Below are 21371 nucleotides of genomic sequence, written 5' to 3' on the forward strand. Positions count from 1 at the left end.
TATATGTAATTAGCGAGAAATAAAAAGAACTGTGATTCGTTTAATCTCCCTATTGCTCGGAATGTTTCCGCATTGAGCTCACTTAAATCTTTATAAATTTCATTTACTGCTTGATAATAACGTTTGTCGCATTGTTTAAAATATGGATAATGTAGCATACAATTAAATATTAATGTTAGGGATTAGATTAGCAGCCTCTTTCATCTTAGAATCAATGATTTTAGCGTAAATCTCTGTTGTTTTCAATTCTTTATGACCTAAGCGTTTTGAAACGGTGTAGATATCAGCTCCGTTTTCTAAGAGTAAGACAGCATTGGTGTGTCTGGCACTGTGAAATGTGATATGTTTTGTTAACCCTGCTCTCATGCACCATCTTAATATTTCAGCATTAAAATGAGCTCCATATTTCAAGCCTTTGAAAACACGTTCTGACGGGCTTTCTCTTTCTCCGAGTAGTTTCCTCGCTTCATCTGAAATATATAAATATTCTACACCATCTGTTTTTTCTTGTCTAAAATTTACTCGGCTAATATCTCCTTCGTCTCTTACTTCTTTCCAAACAAGTGTATTTATATCAGACCATCTTAAACCAACCAAACATGAAAAAATAAAAGCTCGTTTTAAGACATCATATTTACAAGTGGCTTTATTCATGGCTACTAACTCATTATAAGTTAGATACTCTCTTTGACTTTCTCCTTGCTCAAATCCTTTTACTTTTTTGACGGGATTCATTAGAAGATAGCCATCCTCAAAAGCGGCTCTTATTGCAGCTTTGAATTTATTATAATAGGAATATTTTGAGTTTTGGGCTAATGGAAGATCGCTTTTAGTTCTAGCGTCTTTGTCCAGATAATTTCGGTATGCTTTTACGAATTCTTCGCCAACTTCATCAAAAGTTATATTTGGATTGCAGAATCGCTTAAGATGAAGAAGGGAAGCAGACCAATTTGCATAATTTTTAGGTGAATCAACGCGTTCTTCTGCTTGATTACTATAATATTCTAAAAATAAGGTTTTGGATTTTGTATTGTTTTTGATATCAAACTTGCCTTGAAAGTATTCGGCTTTTCTGATTGATAATATCTGTTCGCTTAAAGTATCAATTTCTTTATTCTCCTTTTTTTCACTGGCAATTTTAGGATCTTGATGTGGATATAACTTTAGATACTCAAAGTCTCTCAAATGAATACGTTTGCCAGCTGCATTAACAGTTGATCCTTTGTAGTATTCAAGATATAAACTATATCTACCATTTTGCAATTTCTTCTTCTTTAAACTAATTATCATAAGGTGTACATTTTTACACCTCATTTTTGATAAGGTGTACATGGAGTGTAACAAATGTATAAATTAAAGATAATATAAGAAAGTAAAAATACTGCTAAATCAATGGGAGTCAAGTAAGAGAAAGTATAAGAAACTTAAAGAAAGTGTGTTTATTTCCCGATACAGAAATTAGCAAAAATATTCCCTAACAATTCGTCATTAGTTACTTGCCCGGTAATCATCCCAAAATGATATAAAGCTTCCTTTATATCTAATGCCATCAAGTCGCTTGATAGATTGGTTTCCAGTCCGTATTTTACTTTTTGGATTTCGTCTAACGCTTTCAGTAAGGAATCGTAATGTCTTGTATTAGTAACGATTGTTTCATTATTTCGGAGTGCTCCAGTATTAACAAACGACAGGAGTTGGTTTTTTAATTCATCAACACCAATGTTTTCTTTGGCACTTAGTAGTAGTATATTTTGGATTTCACTTTCAATTTTCAGCTTCTGTTTTGGATCCAATTTATCAGCTTTGTTACCAATGATCACGAGTGGCTTCAATGGAAACTTATTCTTGATTTTTTCTAATTCGACCTGAATTTGTTTAAAGCTGCCGTCTGCCATATCGAAGCTACTGTCTAATAAATAAACAACAACCTGTGCCTGTTCAATTTTTTCGAATGTCTTACGAATTCCAATACTTTCCACCACATCTTCGGTTTCGCGAATTCCTGCGGTATCTATAAATCTAAAACCGATTCCGCCAATGACTAATTCATCTTCAATTGTATCACGTGTGGTTCCTGCAATCTCAGAAACGATGGCACGCTCTTCATTCAATAAGGCATTCAAAAGGGTTGATTTTCCTACATTGGGTTCTCCCACAATGGCCACGGGAATTCCGTTTTTAATAACATTACCTACAGCAAAGGAATCGATTAAACGTTTTAAGACAAATTCTATTCTGTTTAATAATTCATGAAATTGTGTTCTGTCTGCAAATTCAACGTCTTCCTCAGCAAAATCCAATTCGAGTTCGATAAGTGACGCAAAATTCAATAATTCTTCTCGGAGTTTAGCAATTTCATTGGAGAATCCTCCGCGCATTTGCTGCATCGCAATTTGATGTGAGGCCTCATTATCGCTAGAAATTAAATCGGCAACGGCTTCAGCTTGGGATAGATCCAGTTTCCCGTTTAGAAAAGCTCGTAGTGTAAATTCTCCCGGATCAGCCATACGACACCCTTTGCGCAGCAATAACTGAATAATTTGCTGCTGGATATAAGTTGAGCCGTGACATGAAATTTCTATCGTATTTTCACCTGTATAGGAGTTAGGACCTTTGAAAATGGACACTAAGACTTCGTCTAAAGTCTTTGAATTATCCATAATATGGCCTAAATGTAACGTATGCGTTTTTTGCTTTGTTAAATCTTTGTTTTTAATGGATCGAAAAACAGAGTTACCAATAGTAATGGCGTCATCACCGGAAATTCGAATTACGGCTATTGCTCCGGCGCCCGAAGGAGTTGCCAGTGCCACTATGGAATCGTGAGGTATCATATTTTAATTTCAATTTTATGCAAAAGTAAGTAAAATTGATAACGCAACAAGACTTGCTTATTAAACCATTAACTTTATTTTTTGTTAAAAATTAGCCAAACTGACAATTATCATACTATTTTGTGTTTTCTTTCGTAAATTTATATAAATTATTGATTTGCAATAAATTAAGATGTATCATGAAAAAAATTCTATTTCCTACCGATTTTTCGGATGTATCTAATAATGCATTTATATATGCTTTAAAATTAGCGGATTCCATAAACGCCGAAATTATTACGATGCACGCGTATCAATTGCCGCAAGCCAATTATATTAATGTTTCGGAATATTTGCATGAAATTTATGATGTTACCGAGTTAAGTAATTTTGAGAACTATAAAGATGAAGTTCCTATTTTAAGAAGTATTGCCGCAGAGAATAATCTGGACCACATCAAAATAAGCCATGCATTGATTTTAGGTAGTTTGATTCCTGAAATACAAAAAATAACAGAGAAGGAACATATTGATTTTGTGGTCATGGGAACTAAGGGTGCTACAGGATTAAAAGAAACTTTTTTGGGTACGGTTGCAACAAAAGTGATGAATGATGTCAAAGCAGTTGTTTTGGCAATACCGGAACGTTGTCAATATCAACCCATAAAAAAAATACTTTTTGTCACGCAATTCAGGCCGGAAGATGTTGAAGCATTAAAGAAAGTTATAGCTCTGGCCAAAGTGTTTGGGGCACATATCGATTGTTTACGTGTACTCGCGTCTCCTGGAATGGTTAAGAGTGATTATAGAGAAGAATGGGAGCAAATAGTTAAGAATCATGACATCCAGTTGCATTCCATTACAGGTAATGATGTGGAAGGTATTGTGTTGAATTTTATTGATTTGAATAAAATTAATATGGTTGCGATGCATGTGTACCATAGAAATTTCTTTGAAAAACTTTTCAATGTCAGTCTTTCAAAAAAATTAGCCTTTCATGTGGATGTGCCTATTCTTGCTATCCACGAATAAATTAATTTTAAGTACTTAATTCAAATTTTTTGAAGTAATAGCTGGATTTCCAGTATTGTTTTATCTCTATAGAATGTTAGTTTTTATAATTTAAATTTAAAAAATAAACCGTTTAAATACTTACTAAAATGAAAAAAATTCTATTTCCAACAGATTTTTCTGAAGTAGCAACTAATGCTTTTGTACATGCTTTAGAATTTGCAAAAATAGTTCAAGGAGAGCTTGTTTTATTGCATACATTTGAGTTGCCAGTATTTGATAATCAGTTTTTCCCTGAAAATTATGCAGTTATCTATGATTCATTGGAGTTGTCCCAATTTGATATGTTTAAGGAGGAAATTCCGAAGCTGCGGGCTATAGCAGAAGAAAGGCATCTGGATAAAATTAAGATGACCCACAGACTTATGGACGGTGATTTGTTAACGGGTATTAAAAGAGCAATTAAAGAAGATAAAATAGATTTTGTTGTAATGGGAACTTCCGGGGTTACGGGTTGGGATGCTTTCTTTGTAGGAAGTAATGCGGGCTCTGCAATAATTGGGGTTGACGTTCCTATGTTGTGTGTCCCACTGGAAGCAAAATTCAAAAAAATAGGGACTATTGGTTTTACGACCCGTTTTAGACCTAAAGATAAAAAAGCACTTAAAATGGTATTGGATATTGCAAGAAAAACAAAAGCAAAAGTAAAATGCCTATATGTGAAGACCAGTACTTCTGATGTCACAAAAGAAACAATCGAAAAATGGGAAACGGAGTTTATGCAGGAACCCATTGAGTTTTTTGTTATTACCAGTGATGCAATAAAAGAAACAATTTTGGATTTTATTTTATATAAAGATATTGATGTACTAACGATGCTTACTTATAAAAGAGGCTTTTTTGAAGGATTGTTTAAACCAAGTTTTACAAAAAAATTAGCCAATAATTTTGACATTCCGATTCTTGCCATTCATATTGATTAATTGTTGAGTATAGCTATAAAAAGAACAGTCGTTCCTTTTTACGGATGAGATCTCCTTTTTTTTAATTTTGAAAAAGCGAGAATAGCTCCGAATTTAAAAAAGGAAAAAGAGACCTTTTTGAATGTAAATATAGTTACGTATTCCTTGTTTTCTAATGAATGAATTGTCGATGTAAGCACTATATTTGCAGTTCATCAAATGAATTATGGAAGTATACAAAGCAAAAAAGGAAGTCTTTTTAACAGCATTAAATAAAATCAATAAAAAGTACAATAGTATTAGCTTTTTAAGGCTGCTTACTATTGTTTTTTTTTTAGTATCCATATATTATTACATTAAAACTAGCGGGATCCTTTTCATTGTTTCGTCCGTGTTCCTTTTTACGTTGTTTGTTGTTTTAATGCGAATTCATTCCAAAGTACTTTTTCAGAAGCAAATAAAACAGGCGCTATTAGAAATTAATGAAAATGAAATGGTCTATTTGGGAAGAAATAAAATTCCTTTTGAAAACGGCCAGGAATTCAATGATTTTCATCATCCCTACGCTTATGATTTGGATATTTTTGGAGAACATTCCCTGTTTCAAAATCTGAATAGGACCGCTACGTTTATCGGAAAAAAAACGTTAGCAAAACAACTTCTCACACTATCACCTAATGATGAGATTATCAGAAATCATCAAGCTGTAAAAGAATTATCCGAAAAATTGGATTGGCGTCAGGAATTTTTGGCTTTCGCCAAAATAAGCAATGACAATCAATCCAGTTATGATACTTTACTAAAGTGGAGTACATTCAATAGCACACCGATATCTAAAACGGGAGTTTTTATTTCGTACTGTTCACCGATTCTTTTTTTAGGTGTTTTGATCGCTTATCTAGTGACTTCCAATACTCTTTTTGCATCTATTTTGTCATACTTATTTGTTTTTAATTTAATTGTTTTGGGTCGGTTTATGAAACGGATTCAAATTGAAATCGCCAATTCTTCTAATATTGACAAAAGCATTCATCAGTATGGTTTGTTGCTGGAAAAGATTGAAGAAGAATCTTTTCAGTCCGAAAAATTAATTGATTTGCAGCAAAAATTGACTTTCAAAAAAGAAAATGCCAGTATTCATTTGAAGCAATTGGCTGGTTTATTTTCGAAAATGGACAGCATCGGAAATTTCGTAACCGCTATCGTATTCAACGGAACCTTTCTTTTTAACCTGCATGTTTTAAAGTCATTAATTCAATGGAAAAAGGAGCACGCTGAAGCACTTGAGGATTGGCTGGAGGTAATTGGTGAATTCGAAGTGCTAAACAGTTTAGCAAATTTTGCCTATAATAATCCTAAGTTTGTGTATCCGACATTAAACACCGATTTTGAAATTGATTTTTCTAATTTAAGTCATCCGTTACTAAATGAAAAAACGAGAGTAGGGAATACGGTTAGCTTTCATCCTGAATCTTTTATGATTTTGACAGGTTCTAATATGTCAGGGAAAAGTACGTTTCTTAGAAGTTTGGGAATTAATATGGTATTATCAGGAATGGGGTCGCCTGTTTGTGCCAGTCAGGCTAATGTTCATCCTTTGTCTGTTTTGGTGTCCATGCGATTGTCCGATTCGTTATCTGACAGTGAATCGTATTTCTTTGCGGAGATCAAGCGTTTAAAACAAATTATGGATGAATTGGAAAACAGACCTGCTTTTGTATTATTAGACGAAATATTGCGTGGAACGAATTCTGATGATAAACGGAACGGAACAATTGAGGTCGTAAAAAAAGTGATTGGTAAAAGAGCTATTGGAGCTATTGCAACGCACGATATCGAGGTTTGCCTGACTACGAATGAATATCCGAATATCTTGACTAATAAATGTTTTGAAGTGGAAATTATCAATAATGATTTGCATTTTGATTACAAACTGCGCGATGGTATTTGTAAGAACAGAAGTGCTACATTCCTGATGAAAAAAATGGGCGTTATATAGAAAGTAGTAATAGTTTTTAATAGTTCTCTTCTCGATGTTGTCACTGCTGTTAAAAGGAGTAAAAGAAAAAAATCATATAAAAAAAAACCGCAATTTCAAAAGTGAAGTTGCGGTTTTTTAAATATAAAAAATGGTTTGGTTAATAGCGTATCTATTTATACAATGGTAAGTATTATATTTGAATATTAAAAATGAAAATATAACAAAATCATAATATAATGTTAACTGTTCAGCATTACTGGCATAACAAGCATGGTAACAGTTTCACCTTCTTCTAATCCATCAACAGGAGTAAGGATTCCGGCTCTGTTTGGTAATGACATTTCAAGCATAATCATGTCCGATTGCAAGTTAGTCAGCATTTCAGTTAAGAAACGAGAATTGTAACCTATTTGCATATCATCACCTTGATAATCACATGTCAGTCTCTCTTCCGCTTTGTTTGAATAGTCGATATCTTCAGCAGAGACATTTAATTCAGCACCAGCAATTTTTAAACGAATTTGATGCGTTGTTTTATTTGAAAAGATAGCAACACGTCGAACAGAACTCAAAAATTGAGAACGGTCAATCATTAATTTATTTGGATTTTCTTTTGGAATCACCGCTTCATAATTTGGATATTTTCCATCTATCAAACGACACATTAAAACATAATTGTCAAAAGAAAAAGTAGCATTCGAATCATTATACTCAATCTTTATTTCGGCATCTGAACTGGTAAGAATATTTTTTAAAATATTCAAAGGTTTCTTTGGCATAATGAAATCAGCTACTTGAGAAGCTGTTACATCAGTACGAGCATATTTTACCAGTTTGTGGGCGTCAGTTGCCACAAAAATCAATCCTTGTGGTGAAAACTGAAAAAACACACCTGACATTACCGGACGTAAATCATCGTTTCCTGCAGCAAATATTGTTTTGCTAATGGCTGTTGCCAAAACATCAGCAGGAACAAGTGTTACAGATGGATCGTCTAAGTTAACTGATTTTGGAAATTCATCTCCAGGAGCATAAGCCAAAGCATATTTTCCGGAATTTGAACTGATTTCAATTGTACTGTTATCTTCAACTGTAAAAGTTAAAGGCTGTTCCGGAAATGTTTTAAGGATTTCCAAAAGTAATTTTGCAGGAACAGCAACACTTCCTTTGCTTTCAGAATCAATACTTAAAGTTGCAGACATTGTTGTTTCTAAATCGGAAGCAGAAACCGTTAACACGCTCTGATTTAAATCAAATAGAAAGTTATCTAAAATAGGCAATGTATTACTACTGTTGATAACGTTACCTAAAACTTGTAATTGTTTCAATAAGTACGAACTCGATACTATAAATTTCATCTGTCTTGTTTTATTTTTTAAGGTATTTCTTTAAATCTGAAATACGATAGATTTTACAAATATATCGTAAACTATTCTAGTTTGGAAACTTTTTTATTAACATCTATTTGCTGTATTTTCTTTTTCGAAGGAAAGTAAATACAACGCCAAAAAGTATTAAAATTAGAATTGGTAGCCCGATAGTTATGAATTGCGTTCGGGTGTAGTTTTCATAAACTTTTTCTTTATCTAATAATGGCAAATCAAGATCCTTACTTCGAATGTTAATAAGTCCATTATCATCCAGCAGATAATTGACACAATTTATTAGAAAATCTTTATTGTCATACAAATTCCCAGACCTTTGATCATACCCTAATTCTACAGGTTGGAAGTTTTTATCCAATTGATTTTTTATTAAATCCCCGTCAGCAATTACAATCATTTTATTGTTTTTTCCGGAAGTTTGAAATGTCTTTTGGTCAAATGGCAGAACCCGATTCTCAAACATAGAATGAAACGAACCTTCCAGTAAAACCGAAAGTGGAATATTTCCTTTGTTTAAGTAATCATTTGGCGAAGTTTCTTCGGCTACAGTGTTGAGATTTACTTCTGTGGGAGTTCCTATTTTTTTTGAATATTGTGAGGACTGCAGCAGAATGGTTTTTTTAATTCCGTTTTTTAATGTGTCGATAGGATTCGCAAAATCAAATTTGATTCCGCCTAAATTTTTTACAATCGGGTGCAAGCTATTTGGGTAAACCTGAGGCGCAAATTTCCAGTTAAATTCCTGGAATTGAGTCGCACTTCCTTGTTCTCCTGTTGCCAATTTTATAGGACTTCCTTGTTCGTCTTTTATAATATCCGGATTGATTCGGATTCCGTATTTAAAGAATAAATCATTCAAATTCAGATCTCTTGGATAGGCTAAGGTAGCTCCGGATGGGTTGTACAGGCTATCCATTTCTGCTGAAACCTGATCAATCAGCCACAATGTTTTCCCGCCATTAATAATAAATTGGTCCAGCACCTGTTTCTCAGCATCCGAAAAAGTTTCGGTGGGTTTGGCAATAATAGCCAAATCATACTTTTCTAAAGCTTCTAAGCTTCCAATAGGGTTTTTAGCGACAGAGTCTAAAGTAAAAGGTCCTATATGGTAACTTTCACGTACTTGTAAAAGAAATTTAGCCATTGCGATATCCTGAAGTTCACCATTCCCTTTTAATACGGCAATTTTCTTTTGTTTCGCTTTTGTAATTTTAGTAAGCCCTTCTGCAATCGAATATTCCAGGTGTTGTACCGAACCAATTACTTTTTGTGTAGTTGAAGCGCCCATTATATTTTTCAATAAAGGAATATTAACTTCCTTATTGTCATAAACGGCGATTGCCCAAGGAAAAACCATCGCTTGAGATTGTTTTCCTTTGTCATCAACGGTTATGTTTATTGGAGTAAGCCCTTTTCGATACAACTCTTTAATATTATCCATGCTTTCGTCTTTGTTCTCTAATGGATCCACAAATTCAAAAATAATATTCTTATTGTACGCCTGAAATTCTTCTAGTAATTGCTTGGTTTCTTGTTGTAAACGTTTGAATTCAGCTGGTAGATCCCCTTGCATGTATACTTTTATAGATAAAGGATTTTTTACCTGTCTGATGATATTTAATGAAGTTGCCGAAAGCGTGTATCTTTTATCTTTTGTCAAATCAAAACGATGAAATAAGAAACTTCCTATTACATTCAAAAGCAATAAAACTGCGCAGGTAATCAGTAATGATTTTAGATTTTTTTTCTTAGAAGTTGTCATTACGATTTGAAAGATTTTAGATTATAGACAGTAAACGAAAGAAATAGTACTGTTAAGCTTATAAAATAGATGGCGTCTCTGGAATCCAGTACACCTCGGCTCATACTTTTAAAATGATCCTGCATTCCTAAAGAGGCTATTGTTGAAGTCATACTTGGAATAACTGAAGCAAAACCTTCAAAACCAAAATAAAAGAAGAAACATAAAAATACCGCAACAATAAAGGCTACAATTTGATTCTCAGATAATGTTGATGTAAATATTCCAATGGCTGAATAGGCTGTAATCAGAAATAATAATCCAAAATAAGAACCGACTGTGCTTCCCATATCGATATTTCCTTCGGGCATTCCTAAATCGGAAATGACTGCTACATAAATGAATGTTGGAATAATGGCTATTACAATTAACAGTATGGCGCCAATAAATTTCCCGTTCACGATTTGCCAAATGCTGAGTGGTTTCGTTACTAATAATTCTAACGTTCCCTGTTTTTTTTCATCCGAAAAACTGCGCATTGTTACTGCGGGAATCAAGAATATCAGAATCCAAGGCGCTAAAGTGAAAAATGGAGTTAGGTCAGCAAAACCAGTATTGGAAATATTGTAGTCTCCTTCGAAAACCCAAAGAAATAATCCGTTAACAATTAGAAAAATGGCAATTACCAAGTAGCCTATGGGCGAGCCGAAAAAGGATTTTATTTCTCGTAATACTATTGATTTCATATTTTAATTTTTAGGTACTGGAAGAAAAGCTTTTTTGTATCGATTGCTGACCATCCGCTTTGCTGTCGTACTATATAATTCTTAATTATTCTAAACTTACTAATTTGTCAACGCTCCATGCTTCTGGTTTGTCGTTGAATAATTTTTTAGTGAATGTCCATACATCATAAAAAAGTTCAGAATTTCTATAATTTTCTAAATCAGCTTCAGTTTCCCAGTAGCTATAGGTAAAGAAAATGCTTTTGTTATTTTTATCCTGATATAGTTCTAAGAAACGATTTCCTGGAGCATTTCGTATTTTGTCTTTCATTAACTCGAAGTTTTCTAAAAATGCAGGAATATTTTCCTCGTGAAAACTCAGTTTTACTATGCGTATAAACATTTGGAATTATGATTTAAGAATGAGGATTAACGATTTTGATTTTTTACAGACCAACTATTAACGGAATATTATATTTATAATGTCTCTGTAATTCAATCCGAGTAAACTATTTGCTGAACCTACTTTAGAAGGATTACTTCTGAAAATAGCAATTTCAAGAAAACCAGCTTCATTGAAAATAGCTAATTTCTCTCCTTCATAATATTTAATGGGATATTTATCAGAATTTGCTATTGCTGAATAATTTGGCAGAATCGTTTTAATGTTTTTTGTTTTCAAAACAACTTCATAAGGTCTTCCTTTGGCAACTTCAATAAAATATTTTTTGGAAATATTGGTAACAACATTTCCAAAATGATCAATATAAATTACATGTCCTTTCAAAGAATTACCATCCGCAGCCATTAAGGCTTGTAAGTCGGTGACCTGCTTAATGTTTTTTATCTCTTTACCAATTACGTTCATTAAACCACCTTTGGCAATATGACAGGCTACTTTTACAAAAACATCAAGATCAGTAGCCTCACTATGGAAACGATCATGAATGTTAATAGCCACTATTTTTTGAGGAACAATCTTTTGCGAAAGCATACTAAGAATACCATTATCAGCAGCAATAAAATAATGATCGTTCCATTGCATGACAACATGTTGGTTTTCTTTATTGGATTCCATATCAACACCAATAAGGTGAACAGTCCCTTTTGGAAAGCTCGCATACGATGCGGCAATAATGTAACTCGCTTCTACCGTGTTGAATGGATCAATGTCATGTGAGATATCAATGATTGATGCCTCAAAATACTCAGACAGAATTTTCCCTTTCAATGCACCTACAAAGTGATCTTTCAAGCCATAATCGGTAGTAAGGGTAATTATTGACATAAATTTGTTTATAACTATTGGTGTTATGTAAACCTAATTTTATTAAATTTGAGAAGTGCAAAGCTAATAATAGTAAACTCAAAAAACGAAAAACAAAAAACAAATTCTATTTATAAACTAGAAAAATACCCGACAGCCAATTGATTTATAAAAAAATTAATTCTAATTTAAAACTACCTCATTTGAACGAAAGAATAATCGAGCTCATAGACATCGCTCCAAAAGACTTTTGGGGCGCTCAAGACACTCATCTTGAAACAATTAAAAAATACTACCCAAAATTGAAGATTGTTGCTCGGGGAACAACCTTAAAAGCTTTTGGAGAAAAAGAGGTTTTAGACGAGTTTGAAAAACGATTTCAACGATTAATGGTGCACTTTTCACGATACAATAATATTGATAACAATGTAATTGAACGTGTTATCCTTGGGGATGGTCAGGAAGACAGGAAATTTCAAGGACAAGATAAAATATTAGTGCATGGAGTAGGTGGGAAAATCATTAAGGCAATGACTGCCAATCAACAGTTGTTGGTGGATACCATGGAGAAGAATGATATGGTTTTTGCCGTAGGACCGGCGGGAACCGGAAAAACATATACTGGTGTTGCCATGGCAATTAAAGCACTGAAAGAAAGGCAAGTCAAGCGTATTATATTAACACGTCCTGCAGTTGAAGCAGGGGAGAACCTTGGTTTTCTTCCTGGTGATATGAAGGAAAAACTGGATCCTTATATGCAGCCTTTGTATGATGCTTTACGTGATATGTTGCCCAATGAAAAACTGGAAGATTATATTTTAAAAGGAATCATCCAGATCGCGCCTTTAGCATTCATGCGTGGTAGAACATTGGATAATGCTTTTGTAATCTTGGATGAAGCCCAAAATACGACACATTCCCAAATGAAAATGTTCTTAACCCGTATGGGGAAAAGTGCCAAATTCATGATTACAGGTGATCCGGGTCAGGTCGATTTGCCAAGAAGAACCATTTCCGGACTTAAAGAAGCTTTGTTAGTTTTGAAAGATGTCGAGGGAATTGGGATTATTTATCTTGATGACAAAGACATTGTACGACATAGATTGGTTAAAAAAGTAATTGATGCGTATAAGATGATCGAAAATAATGATTAAAACAAAAAAGGCTTTAAAAAGCCTTTTTTTTGTGAATTGTTTTTTCTACAAAATCAATTATTATTTTTGGTCTTAAAACATAGCACTCCAATTCTTGAATTCGATATCGGAAAGTTTATATTGATTTAAACTTTCAATAAAAGCTACATAAGCGGTGTTGAATAACGATTTTAGTTTGCAGCTGTGTGCCTGAAAGATGCAAGGTTTTGAATCGCAATTAATGACAGGTGTACCGTCTTGTTCTAATAGATGAATTAAATCACCAAGCAGAATTTCTCGTGCTTTTTCAGAAATCATTATACCACCATTCTTTCCTCTTTTGGTGAGGATTAATTGATTTGTCGATAAGAATTGAACCACTTTAATGAGATGGTTTCGCGAAATTTTAAAAGTAGTTGCTAAATCATCTAAAGAGCTTTGTGGAGTGTCTTTTTTTTGATTTAGATACATCAAAACGCGCATACTAAAATCGGTAAAGTGATTCAATTTCATATTAAAATTTGCTAATTAAGACTTAATAATTGAGGGCCAAATTCTTCGTAAAGTATATTTTCTCTATTTACGCCAAGTGCAACCAAAGACTGATATTGAACTTTTATAAATATTGCCGGTCCGCAAATATAATATTTTGCATCCTTAATAAGAATTTCTTCTTTGATTTGATGCAAATCGATTCTTCCTTCAATAGCGTTTGTTTCTGATTCGGGTAAAGTTTCATAAAAAACGAAAGAGGTTAACCATTCATTTTCGTTGTTTAATTCCTCAATAGTATCTTTAAACGCATGAACATTTTCATTACGACAACTATGAATCCAAACCGTTTGATTTTTTTGAAGTGAATTTTTATTGGTTTCTACCATGCTCATCATCGGAGTAAGTCCAACACCACCACTAACTAATACTAAAGGATTTTTTGCTTCCGGATCAGCAAAAAATACACCCGCTGGTGCACTAACTTCAATTGTATCACCTTCCTTTTTGGTATGCAATGATTTGGAAACAATACCATCAGGAGTTGTATTTTTACTGATTTCTTTTTTTACAGAAATTCTATAATATTCATTATTAGAATAGGAAGACAGGCTATATTGTCTAGGCTGTTTATGACCTAATTCAGGAATAAACGTGCTCACTGATATGTATTGACCTGGATAGAAATCGGCAATTTCTTTACTGTCTTCCGGTGTAAGGTAAAAGGAATTAATTTCGTCGCTTTCTTTTACAATTTTTGAGATTACGAAGGTTCTCCAACCTTTCCATCCTCCTTTTTTATTGTTTGTTTTTTGATACATTTCAGCTTCAATATCAATCATTATTTGAGCCAATTCGGTATAGGCGCAGGTCCAGGCATCAATTAATTCAGTAGTTGCCAAATCTCCTAATACTTCCTTTATTGATCCAATTAAATGATTTCCAACAATATCATATTGCTCTGGTTGAATATTTAAACTTACATGTTTATTTCCGATTGATTTTAATGTATTGATCAAAACAGCAGGATTTTCTATATTTTCAGCATAAGCAAGAACAGCGCCACTCAACGCATTTTGTTGTTTGCCACTAGCTTGATTTGCCATATTAAAAATGTTTTTCAGCTCGGGATTATTGGATAACATTCTTTGGTAAAAATACGTTATCAAATCATTTCCATTTGTTCTTAAAATTGGCACTGTAGCTTTTATTAATTCTTTTTGACTTGCATTCATGATTTATTACTATTTATTTTTTTACAAAGATAGTAATCATTTTACAGTTGTTGTATTTAAAATGCAACAAATGTTTTTAGATGTATTTTAAAAAGTAACCTCCCGGAAAGATTAACCTAAACTTTTTATAATTTTTTGCGTTTCTCTATAAAATGCAATAAATTTGTAATTATTAAAATGACAGTGAAAAACGAAAGATGCTACAAGAAAAAATAAAAGTCGTAATCAGCGATTTAGACGGAACTTTACTCAATTCAGACCACAAAATTTCAGAATATACCAAGACCGTTTTTCAGGAACTCCACAATCACAATTATCTAATCATTGTAGCTACAGGTCGTCATCATCTGGACGCGATGCCTCTAGTGGAAGGTTTAGGGATTCCACTTTATTTGGTCACCTCTAATGGAGCAAGGATTCATTCCCCGGAAAAAGAGCTTCTTTTCTCGGTTAATATGGAAAGTGATGCTGTTAAGTCGGTCTTATCCTTAGAAATTGATCCGGAGATTACAACTGTTTTGTTTAGAGAAAACGTTTGGCAGACGAATAAACACAATGAAAAACTAAATAGTTTTCAAACGGAATTAAATTATCATCCCGAATTGGTAGATTTCAGTACCGTTGAAGATTTAAGTGCTATAAAGGTGTTTTTTACGCATGACAAGCATTCAAAATTATTGGAACTGAGAGAACAAATTTTAGAAAATCATTCATCACTTTTTAGTCATGCTTTTAGTCTTCCGCTTTGTTTGGAATTTATGGACAAATCAGTAGACAAAAGTGTTGCCATTGCAAAAATTTTAGAAAAAGAAAACTTGCTATTCCATGAAGCAATAGCTTTTGGTGATGGATTCAATGATGAAAATATGCTTAAATCGACTGGTAAAGGATTAGTCATGGGAAATGCTCCTGAGAGTTTGAAAGATAAACTTTCTCATTTAGAAGTGATATTAACTAATGATAATGAAGGTGTTGCTAAATACCTGTCTAAAGAATTATTAAATAAACATACCACATAAGCAGAAAAGGTGTGAGTAATAAATTTGCTTTATTTTGAATTTTTAGAATTTATTTTTAAACGCTATTTATTTATACTTTGAGAATAATGGATTCTTTGCTTTTCTTTCCAAAATAATTATAAATTTGCAGCTACATAAAAAAACAACACAACACTAATAATAATGAGCAACACCATCACAACTACTGATTTTAATTTTCCAAACCAGAAATCCGTTTACAGAGGTAAAGTAAGAGAAGTTTACAATATCAATGATGAACTATTGGTAATGGTTGCCACTGACAGGCTTTCTGCTTTTGATGTAGTTTTGCCAAAAGGAATTCCATACAAAGGTCAAATCCTAAACCAAATTGCGACCCGATTTATGGAATTGACCGAAGACATTGTTCCTAACTGGTTAATTGCAACTCCTGATCCTAATGTTGCCGTTGGTCATTTATGTGAGCCTTTTAAAGTAGAAATGGTAATCCGGGGTTATCTTTCAGGTCATGCTGCCCGGGAGTATGCTCTTGGGAAAAGAGAAATATGCGGAGTAAAGATGCCGGAAGGTTTGAAAGAAAATGATAAATTTCCGGAACCTATTATTACACCAACTACCAAAGCGGATAACGGAGAACATGATGCTGATATTTCTCGTGAAGAAATTTTATCAAAAGGAATTGTTTCTGAAGAAGATTATATTGTTTTAGAAAAATTCACGAGAGATCTATACCAAAGAGGAACTGAAATAGCAGCCAATCGCGGACTGATTTTGGTAGACACTAAGTATGAATTTGGTAAAACTAAAGAAGGCGTAATTGTTTTGATTGACGAAATTCACACACCAGACTCTTCTCGCTATTTTTATGCAGAAGGATACCAAGAAAGACAAGACAAAGGCGAAGAACAAAAACAATTATCGAAAGAATTTGTCCGTCGTTGGTTAATAGAAAATGGTTTTCAAGGAAAGGAAGGGCAACAGATTCCTGATATGAGTGATGAATACATTACGTCAGTTTCTGAAAGATACATCGAGTTATATGAAAATATCTTAGGGGAGAAATTTGTAAAAGCGGATATTGATAATATTGACGAACGAATTGAAAAAAACGTAGTTGCCTATTTAGCATCATAAGTTGGTTCCAGTATTCTTTTATAAAAAGAAAAACCAATATGGTATCGTAAATTCAGGTTCAGTTTCTCTTTTAAAAAGGGCAAATAGTACACAAAAAAACCGCAATTCATAAATTGGATTGCGGTTTTTTTATAGTAAAAATGAAGTTCTATTTTTCTAAAACTGCTTTTAGATTGTTTAATCCATCTTGCAAGTCTTTTCCTAACATTTCTTCCATATTCATAAACGGTAACATTACATTCATGGGATAAGGCATTTTTCCTTTAAATCCCCATTTTACTTCAGTTTGATCTGACGAAATGGCTTCGGTTATCATGTAAGCATCATCGGTAGATTCGAAGGGAACTTTGAATCGTAATTCAAAATCAATTCGTTTTCCTTCAGTAATTTTTTTGATTTCCTGTTCACCAGCTCCCACATTCTCATCTTTGCTATCCCATGCAGCAATTGCACCAACGGTTCCATCAGTTCCTGTAAATGTTTTTTTCATTGCGGGATCTTTAGTAGACCAAACGCTAAAATTATCTTGATTTTTCAGATATTTTACATAATTGAAAACACTGTCTTTAGGTTGGTTGATGATTATCTCTCTTTCTACGGCATATTCCTGTGGTAGAAATAAAGTAACTAGTAATACTAGAGCAATGAGTCCCAAGAGTCCAATAATAATTTTTTTAATAATGTTCATGATTTATAATTTTTAGATTAGTGATTACTTCTTTTTTTTAGTTGAGATTCATAACAATTAATCCATTGCTTGACAGTAATTTTTCGCACAAGTTCTGCAATTAGGTCAAAAGGAATTTGATCAAACTTTTTAAATCGGATACAACTTTTTCCCATGTCTAATTTTTGGTTGCTGTGTTTTGAATAATCGACGGTAAACTGCAGTAGTTCAGGCTTTGCATAAATTCCCATGTGATAGAAGGCAATGAAGTTTTTCTGGGAAGCTATATTGATGAATGGTAAAGGTAGTTTTGGATTACAGTGATATCCTGGCGGATATAAATTATGTGGTACAACAAAACCAATCATTCCATAGGATATTTGTTCCGAGAAACCTTCGGGAATATTTTTAAGAATAGTTTCTCGGAGTTTAAGAAAAGCTGTTTTTCTTTCTTCTGGAATTTCTTCAAAATAGGCTTCAATTGATTGTGCAGTTGATTGCATTACTATTTCTGTTTATTGTAAAGTTACTAAAAAACGTAATTCATAATTGGTATTGCTTTTTAATATTTTGTGTAAACTTTACTTACATTTCAATTTTAAATAATTTTTAGTTTGTAATACGTTATTTATGAACGGTTTGTTTTTATTGTGGCAGCATGAAATATATAGGAATATAATTATAATTATTAAATAAATGTTAAATTATAGTACCTTGCAAAGCACGATACCTGTTTTTAGATATATATTTGTATAAAATATTAGTCCATATTTTAAATCATCAAAATCAATCAATTAACAAAAAAAACAATCATCATGAAAAAATCAATCGTTTACCTAGGAATTGCTTTAGTGGCATTCTCAACAGTTTCTCAAGCATCAAATTACAATTCTTTACCTCAGAAAGAAAGTACTCATTCTGGTTATGAAGAGTCAACTCTCTTGTGTGTGGCAATTTGTAAAGGAGATATTAATTTAGTTAAGAAATTAATTGATTATGGAGCAGACGTTAACGAAAAATCAAATGGTTTAACCCCTTTAATGATGGCCGCACGCTATAATAAAGTTGAAATAATTAAATTATTATTAGCGAAAGGTGCGCAGATAAAAGAAAAAAACGATATCGGTATTACTGCATTAAAGTATGCTGAACTATCTAATGCAAAAGAAGCCGTTGCATTTTTAAAAGCATCGATGTTAAGTGCTGTAGTTAGTCGTTAGAATTTAATTATAGTGCAAAAAAAAAGCATCGTTGTGAATTTACAACGATGCTTTTTGCATTTTAAATATAAAAATAGGGCTATTTAAAATAAGAAAATGTTTCTTCGTTCTCTAATTTCAACAAGGTTTCGTAAATTAATTTAATCACGTTTTCAACATCGTCACGATGTACCATTTCAACCGTAGTATGCATATAGCGTAAAGGCAATGATATCAAAGCCGATGCTACACCACCATTGCTGTACGCAAATGCATCGGTATCCGTACCTGTAACACGTGAGGATGCAAGTCGTTGGAATGGAATTTTTTTAGCTACAGCGGTTTCTAAAATTAATTCTCTCAAATTATTCTGAACAGCAGGAGCATAAGTAACAACTGGTCCCTTACCAATTTTTGTATCCCCTTCAATTTTCTTTTCAATCATTGGAGTAGTGGAGTCATGGCAAACATCAGTAACGATAGCTACGTTTGGTTTGATGGTTTTGGTAATCATTTCTGCACCGCGAAGACCTACTTCTTCCTGAACGGAATTGGTTATATATAATCCAAAAGGAAGTTTTATTTTGTTGTCATGCAACAAACGAGCTACTTCGGCAATCATAAAACCACCCATACGGTTGTCAATTGCTCGACAAACAAATTTGTTTTCGTTTAGAATCATGAATTCATCAGGATATGTAATTACGCAGCCTACATGAACTCCCATTTTATCGACCTGATCTTTAGTCTCACAACCAATATCAATAAATAAATTGTCGACTTTGGCTACCTCTTCTTTGCTTCTATTTCTAGTGTGGATGGCTGGCCAGCCAAAAACGCCTTTTACAATTCCGTTTTTAGTATGAATATTGACACGTTTTGAAGGTGCAATTTGATGATCGGAACCACCATTTCTAATCACGTAGATTAATCCGTCATCAGTAATGTAATTTACATACCATGAAATTTCGTCTGCATGACCTTCAATTACTACCTTGTAAGGAGCATCTGGATTTATTATTCCTACAGCCGAACCGTAAGTGTCCGTTATAAAAGTATCAACATAAGGTTTTAAATAATCCATCCATAATTTTTGACCATCACTTTCATAGCCCGTAGGCGATGCATTATTGAGATAGTTTTCTAAAAACTCAAGCGATGACTTCTTTAATATTGATTTAGCACTCATAAAAATTATTTTTTTGCTAAATTATAAATTTGGCATCACAGTTGCATATATAATGTATAATTTTGGCAATTAAATTTTTAAACCTATGAGGATTATTCGACTTTTCTTTTTTATACTTTTTACCATTATATCTGTTAATGCTCAGGTTATCCAAAAGGATACCACTAAAATGGGTTATATAGTAACAGAGGAGGACTCCATACTTAATGATACCATACAATTAGAAGAGATAGTGATTCATAAGGAAAAATTGGATCCGGAAGCAAGAAAACAATTTTTATTACTTCAAAACCGAGTGTACAAAACCTATCCATATGCAAAATTGGCAGCCGAAAGATTGACAGTACTAAACAGAGGTATGGCGAACCTTAAAACAAATAAAGAAAAAAAGAAATATTTCAAGATAGTCGAAGGTTACCTTAGTAATGAATTTGAAGCTAAGCTTAAGAAGTTATCCCGTAAGCAAGGTCAAATATTAGTAAAGTTAATTCATCGTCAAACAGGAGCGACAACGTATGAGCTGGTAAAAAATCTTAAAAGCGGTTGGAAAGCCTTTTGGTCAAATACCGCTGCAAGCATGTTTGATATCAACTTAAAAACAAAATATCAACCGTATCAGTCTAATGAAGATTATTTAATAGAAACTATACTTGTGAGGGCGTTCGAATCAGGAAGATTGCAAAATCAAAATCCGGCAACACCTGTAGATTATTATAATCTCAACAATTCCTGGGAGTCCAGAGCAGAGAAATTAAAGCAATAGTAGTTAAGAGTTTTCTCTATTATATAAAAAGAGGTAATTACCGTATCGGATAGTTGCCTCTTTTTGTATAATGGTGCAGTCTGGACGCTAAAAGTTCTGGCAAGATCCCACTTCATTTCGTTCTGCTGTGGCTTTTTTTTATTTTCACTAGAGCAGGATATGCTTTTATCGACTTTGTTATTTGGTCCGGCAGTGAAATCAAATCATTACCTGTATTTTGTTACCTTATATATATAGGTGCGAAGTGAAAGAGTAATGTTTGTCTGTATATAAGAGATGAGAGCTTTTGATTTGTTTTACGCTGTAGTTGTTATGAAAAGTCTTTGGGCGGTAAAAGAATAATATCGCGTGGTATTTAGTGGGCTGGTATAAACAAATTGTCGAATAGTAAAGTGTACTTATATATGGTATACTAAAGGAGCGGTAGAAGTTTCGTAGGATCGAAGAGTCGTTTTTGTATTGGGGTTAAAAAACTGTATGCTTTAAGAATCTTGTTACCAGCGAGTTAAATAAAAAGCAAAAAAAAGTGTTAAAAAAAGCGATTAAAAAGCTTGAATAATTGAATAAAGTAGCTACTTTTGCACCCGCAATGACGCAGACGTTCTTACTTAAATATTGGAAAGCGAATCGAAGATAAGACGAAAGTTTTAAAAAAAAGATTTGCGAGAAAAGAAAGA

Annotated in this window: 20 protein-coding genes; 8 read left to right on the top strand and 12 right to left on the bottom strand. The window is 33.1% G+C overall.

What is annotated here, in order from left to right; genetic code table 11:
* Positions 1–162: 162 nt before the first annotated feature.
* Positions 163–1290 carry a tyrosine-type recombinase/integrase gene (locus ACNQGN_RS17490; protein WP_417989114.1) on the bottom strand — a complete coding sequence of 376 codons (1128 nt, stop codon included), beginning with the start codon at positions 1288–1290 and terminating at the stop codon, positions 163–165.
* Between the two features lie 149 nt (positions 1291–1439).
* Positions 1440–2834 carry a tRNA uridine-5-carboxymethylaminomethyl(34) synthesis GTPase MnmE gene (mnmE, locus tag ACNQGN_RS17495; RefSeq protein ID WP_417989115.1) on the bottom strand — a complete coding sequence of 465 codons (1395 nt, stop codon included), beginning with the start codon at positions 2832–2834 and terminating at the stop codon, positions 1440–1442.
* 179 nt (positions 2835–3013) lie between these two features.
* On the opposite strand from mnmE, the gene ACNQGN_RS17500 reads away from it, so the two are divergent.
* The 3 genes from ACNQGN_RS17500 to ACNQGN_RS17510 all read left to right on the top strand — a co-directional run bounded on the left by ACNQGN_RS17500 (position 3014) and on the right by ACNQGN_RS17510 (position 6784).
* A complete protein-coding gene (locus tag ACNQGN_RS17500) occupies positions 3014–3844 on the top strand; it encodes a universal stress protein (RefSeq protein WP_417989116.1) in 831 nt (276 codons plus the stop codon).
* 128 nt (positions 3845–3972) lie between these two features.
* Positions 3973–4806 (top strand): universal stress protein, encoded by an 834-nt coding sequence (locus tag ACNQGN_RS17505; RefSeq protein ID WP_417989117.1) that lies wholly within the window; start codon positions 3973–3975, stop codon positions 4804–4806.
* 205 nt (positions 4807–5011) lie between these two features.
* Positions 5012–6784 (top strand): MutS-related protein, encoded by a 1773-nt coding sequence (locus ACNQGN_RS17510; RefSeq protein ID WP_417989118.1) that lies wholly within the window; start codon positions 5012–5014, stop codon positions 6782–6784.
* Between the two features lie 221 nt (positions 6785–7005).
* Here ACNQGN_RS17510 and dnaN read toward each other — a convergent pair whose 3' ends face one another.
* The 5 genes from dnaN to ACNQGN_RS17535 all read right to left on the bottom strand — a co-directional run bounded on the left by dnaN (position 7006) and on the right by ACNQGN_RS17535 (position 11905).
* A complete protein-coding gene (gene dnaN / locus ACNQGN_RS17515; protein WP_417989119.1) occupies positions 7006–8124 on the bottom strand; it encodes a DNA polymerase III subunit beta in 1119 nt (372 codons plus the stop codon).
* 103 nt (positions 8125–8227) lie between these two features.
* Positions 8228–9913 (bottom strand): gliding motility-associated ABC transporter substrate-binding protein GldG, encoded by a 1686-nt coding sequence (gldG, locus tag ACNQGN_RS17520; protein WP_417989120.1) that lies wholly within the window; start codon positions 9911–9913, stop codon positions 8228–8230.
* On the bottom strand, positions 9913–10638 hold the full coding sequence (gene gldF, locus ACNQGN_RS17525) for a gliding motility-associated ABC transporter permease subunit GldF (RefSeq protein ID WP_417989121.1): 726 nt from the start codon (positions 10636–10638) through the stop codon (positions 9913–9915). Before gldF ends, gldG begins: the two co-directional genes overlap by 1 nt.
* Positions 10639–10723: 85 nt before the next feature.
* A complete protein-coding gene (locus ACNQGN_RS17530; RefSeq protein WP_417989122.1) occupies positions 10724–11020 on the bottom strand; it encodes a putative quinol monooxygenase in 297 nt (98 codons plus the stop codon).
* A gap of 57 nt (positions 11021–11077) precedes the next feature.
* A complete protein-coding gene (locus tag ACNQGN_RS17535; protein ID WP_417989123.1) occupies positions 11078–11905 on the bottom strand; it encodes an SAM hydrolase/SAM-dependent halogenase family protein in 828 nt (275 codons plus the stop codon).
* Between the two features lie 182 nt (positions 11906–12087).
* Between ACNQGN_RS17535 and ACNQGN_RS17540 the strand changes: the two genes are divergently transcribed.
* Complete coding sequence (locus tag ACNQGN_RS17540) at positions 12088–13038, top strand: PhoH family protein (RefSeq protein ID WP_417989124.1); 951 nt, start codon at positions 12088–12090, stop codon at positions 13036–13038.
* A gap of 72 nt (positions 13039–13110) precedes the next feature.
* On the opposite strand, the gene ACNQGN_RS17545 is transcribed toward ACNQGN_RS17540, so the two are convergent.
* Positions 13111–13530 carry an Rrf2 family transcriptional regulator gene (locus tag ACNQGN_RS17545; RefSeq protein WP_417989125.1) on the bottom strand — a complete coding sequence of 140 codons (420 nt, stop codon included), beginning with the start codon at positions 13528–13530 and terminating at the stop codon, positions 13111–13113.
* An 11-nt stretch (positions 13531–13541) separates the two neighbouring features.
* On the bottom strand, positions 13542–14744 hold the full coding sequence (hmpA, locus tag ACNQGN_RS17550) for an NO-inducible flavohemoprotein (RefSeq protein WP_417989126.1): 1203 nt from the start codon (positions 14742–14744) through the stop codon (positions 13542–13544).
* Positions 14745–14941: 197 nt separating this feature from the next.
* Here hmpA and ACNQGN_RS17555 point away from each other — a divergent pair, with 197 nt between their 5' ends.
* Complete coding sequence (locus ACNQGN_RS17555) at positions 14942–15763, top strand: Cof-type HAD-IIB family hydrolase (RefSeq protein WP_417989127.1); 822 nt, start codon at positions 14942–14944, stop codon at positions 15761–15763.
* A 162-nt stretch (positions 15764–15925) separates the two neighbouring features.
* Entirely contained in the window at positions 15926–16876 is a 951-nt protein-coding gene (locus tag ACNQGN_RS17560) for a phosphoribosylaminoimidazolesuccinocarboxamide synthase (RefSeq protein ID WP_417989128.1), read from the top strand.
* A 148-nt stretch (positions 16877–17024) separates the two neighbouring features.
* Here ACNQGN_RS17560 and ACNQGN_RS17565 read toward each other — a convergent pair whose 3' ends face one another.
* Positions 17025–17564 carry an SRPBCC family protein gene (locus tag ACNQGN_RS17565; protein ID WP_417989129.1) on the bottom strand — a complete coding sequence of 180 codons (540 nt, stop codon included), beginning with the start codon at positions 17562–17564 and terminating at the stop codon, positions 17025–17027.
* A 17-nt stretch (positions 17565–17581) separates the two neighbouring features.
* Positions 17582–18046, bottom strand: coding sequence for a DUF1801 domain-containing protein (locus ACNQGN_RS17570; RefSeq protein ID WP_417989130.1), 465 nt, complete (start codon positions 18044–18046; stop codon positions 17582–17584).
* A gap of 312 nt (positions 18047–18358) precedes the next feature.
* Between ACNQGN_RS17570 and ACNQGN_RS17575 the strand changes: the two genes are divergently transcribed.
* The gene (locus tag ACNQGN_RS17575; RefSeq protein WP_417989131.1) at positions 18359–18763 is read left to right on the top strand and encodes an ankyrin repeat domain-containing protein; all 405 of its coding nucleotides are present in this window, start codon (positions 18359–18361) and stop codon (positions 18761–18763) included.
* A gap of 79 nt (positions 18764–18842) precedes the next feature.
* Here the strand turns inward: ACNQGN_RS17575 and ACNQGN_RS17580 are convergent, their stop codons facing one another.
* Entirely contained in the window at positions 18843–19931 is a 1089-nt protein-coding gene (locus ACNQGN_RS17580; RefSeq protein ID WP_417989132.1) for a M42 family metallopeptidase, read from the bottom strand.
* Positions 19932–20016: 85 nt separating this feature from the next.
* On the opposite strand from ACNQGN_RS17580, the gene ACNQGN_RS17585 reads away from it, so the two are divergent.
* Positions 20017–20694: a DUF4294 domain-containing protein gene (locus tag ACNQGN_RS17585; RefSeq protein WP_417989133.1), complete on the top strand. Its 678-nt coding sequence runs from the start codon at positions 20017–20019 to the stop codon at positions 20692–20694.
* The last annotated feature ends 677 nt before the right edge of the window (positions 20695–21371 follow it).

The organism is Flavobacterium rhamnosi (assembly GCF_048286515.1).
Taxonomy (GTDB): domain Bacteria; phylum Bacteroidota; class Bacteroidia; order Flavobacteriales; family Flavobacteriaceae; genus Flavobacterium.

Coding starts and splice junctions, on each gene's coding strand:
- ACNQGN_RS17570 (WP_417989130.1), bottom strand. CDS start 18,046: ATGCAATCAACTGCACAATCAATTGAAGCCTATTTTGAAGAAATTCCA.
- ACNQGN_RS17575 (WP_417989131.1), top strand. CDS start 18,359: ATGAAAAAATCAATCGTTTACCTAGGAATTGCTTTAGTGGCATTCTCA.
- ACNQGN_RS17535 (WP_417989123.1), bottom strand. CDS start 11,905: ATGTCAATAATTACCCTTACTACCGATTATGGCTTGAAAGATCACTTT.
- gldG (WP_417989120.1), bottom strand. CDS start 9,913: ATGACAACTTCTAAGAAAAAAAATCTAAAATCATTACTGATTACCTGC.
- ACNQGN_RS17510 (WP_417989118.1), top strand. CDS start 5,012: ATGGAAGTATACAAAGCAAAAAAGGAAGTCTTTTTAACAGCATTAAAT.
- ACNQGN_RS17500 (WP_417989116.1), top strand. CDS start 3,014: ATGAAAAAAATTCTATTTCCTACCGATTTTTCGGATGTATCTAATAAT.
- ACNQGN_RS17555 (WP_417989127.1), top strand. CDS start 14,942: ATGCTACAAGAAAAAATAAAAGTCGTAATCAGCGATTTAGACGGAACT.
- ACNQGN_RS17565 (WP_417989129.1), bottom strand. CDS start 17,564: ATGAACATTATTAAAAAAATTATTATTGGACTCTTGGGACTCATTGCT.
- mnmE (WP_417989115.1), bottom strand. CDS start 2,834: ATGATACCTCACGATTCCATAGTGGCACTGGCAACTCCTTCGGGCGCC.
- ACNQGN_RS17530 (WP_417989122.1), bottom strand. CDS start 11,020: ATGTTTATACGCATAGTAAAACTGAGTTTTCACGAGGAAAATATTCCT.
- hmpA (WP_417989126.1), bottom strand. CDS start 14,744: ATGAATGCAAGTCAAAAAGAATTAATAAAAGCTACAGTGCCAATTTTA.
- ACNQGN_RS17580 (WP_417989132.1), bottom strand. CDS start 19,931: ATGAGTGCTAAATCAATATTAAAGAAGTCATCGCTTGAGTTTTTAGAA.
- ACNQGN_RS17545 (WP_417989125.1), bottom strand. CDS start 13,530: ATGAAATTGAATCACTTTACCGATTTTAGTATGCGCGTTTTGATGTAT.
- dnaN (WP_417989119.1), bottom strand. CDS start 8,124: ATGAAATTTATAGTATCGAGTTCGTACTTATTGAAACAATTACAAGTT.
- ACNQGN_RS17585 (WP_417989133.1), top strand. CDS start 20,017: ATGAGGATTATTCGACTTTTCTTTTTTATACTTTTTACCATTATATCT.
- gldF (WP_417989121.1), bottom strand. CDS start 10,638: ATGAAATCAATAGTATTACGAGAAATAAAATCCTTTTTCGGCTCGCCC.
- ACNQGN_RS17560 (WP_417989128.1), top strand. CDS start 15,926: ATGAGCAACACCATCACAACTACTGATTTTAATTTTCCAAACCAGAAA.
- ACNQGN_RS17505 (WP_417989117.1), top strand. CDS start 3,973: ATGAAAAAAATTCTATTTCCAACAGATTTTTCTGAAGTAGCAACTAAT.
- ACNQGN_RS17490 (WP_417989114.1), bottom strand. CDS start 1,290: ATGATAATTAGTTTAAAGAAGAAGAAATTGCAAAATGGTAGATATAGT.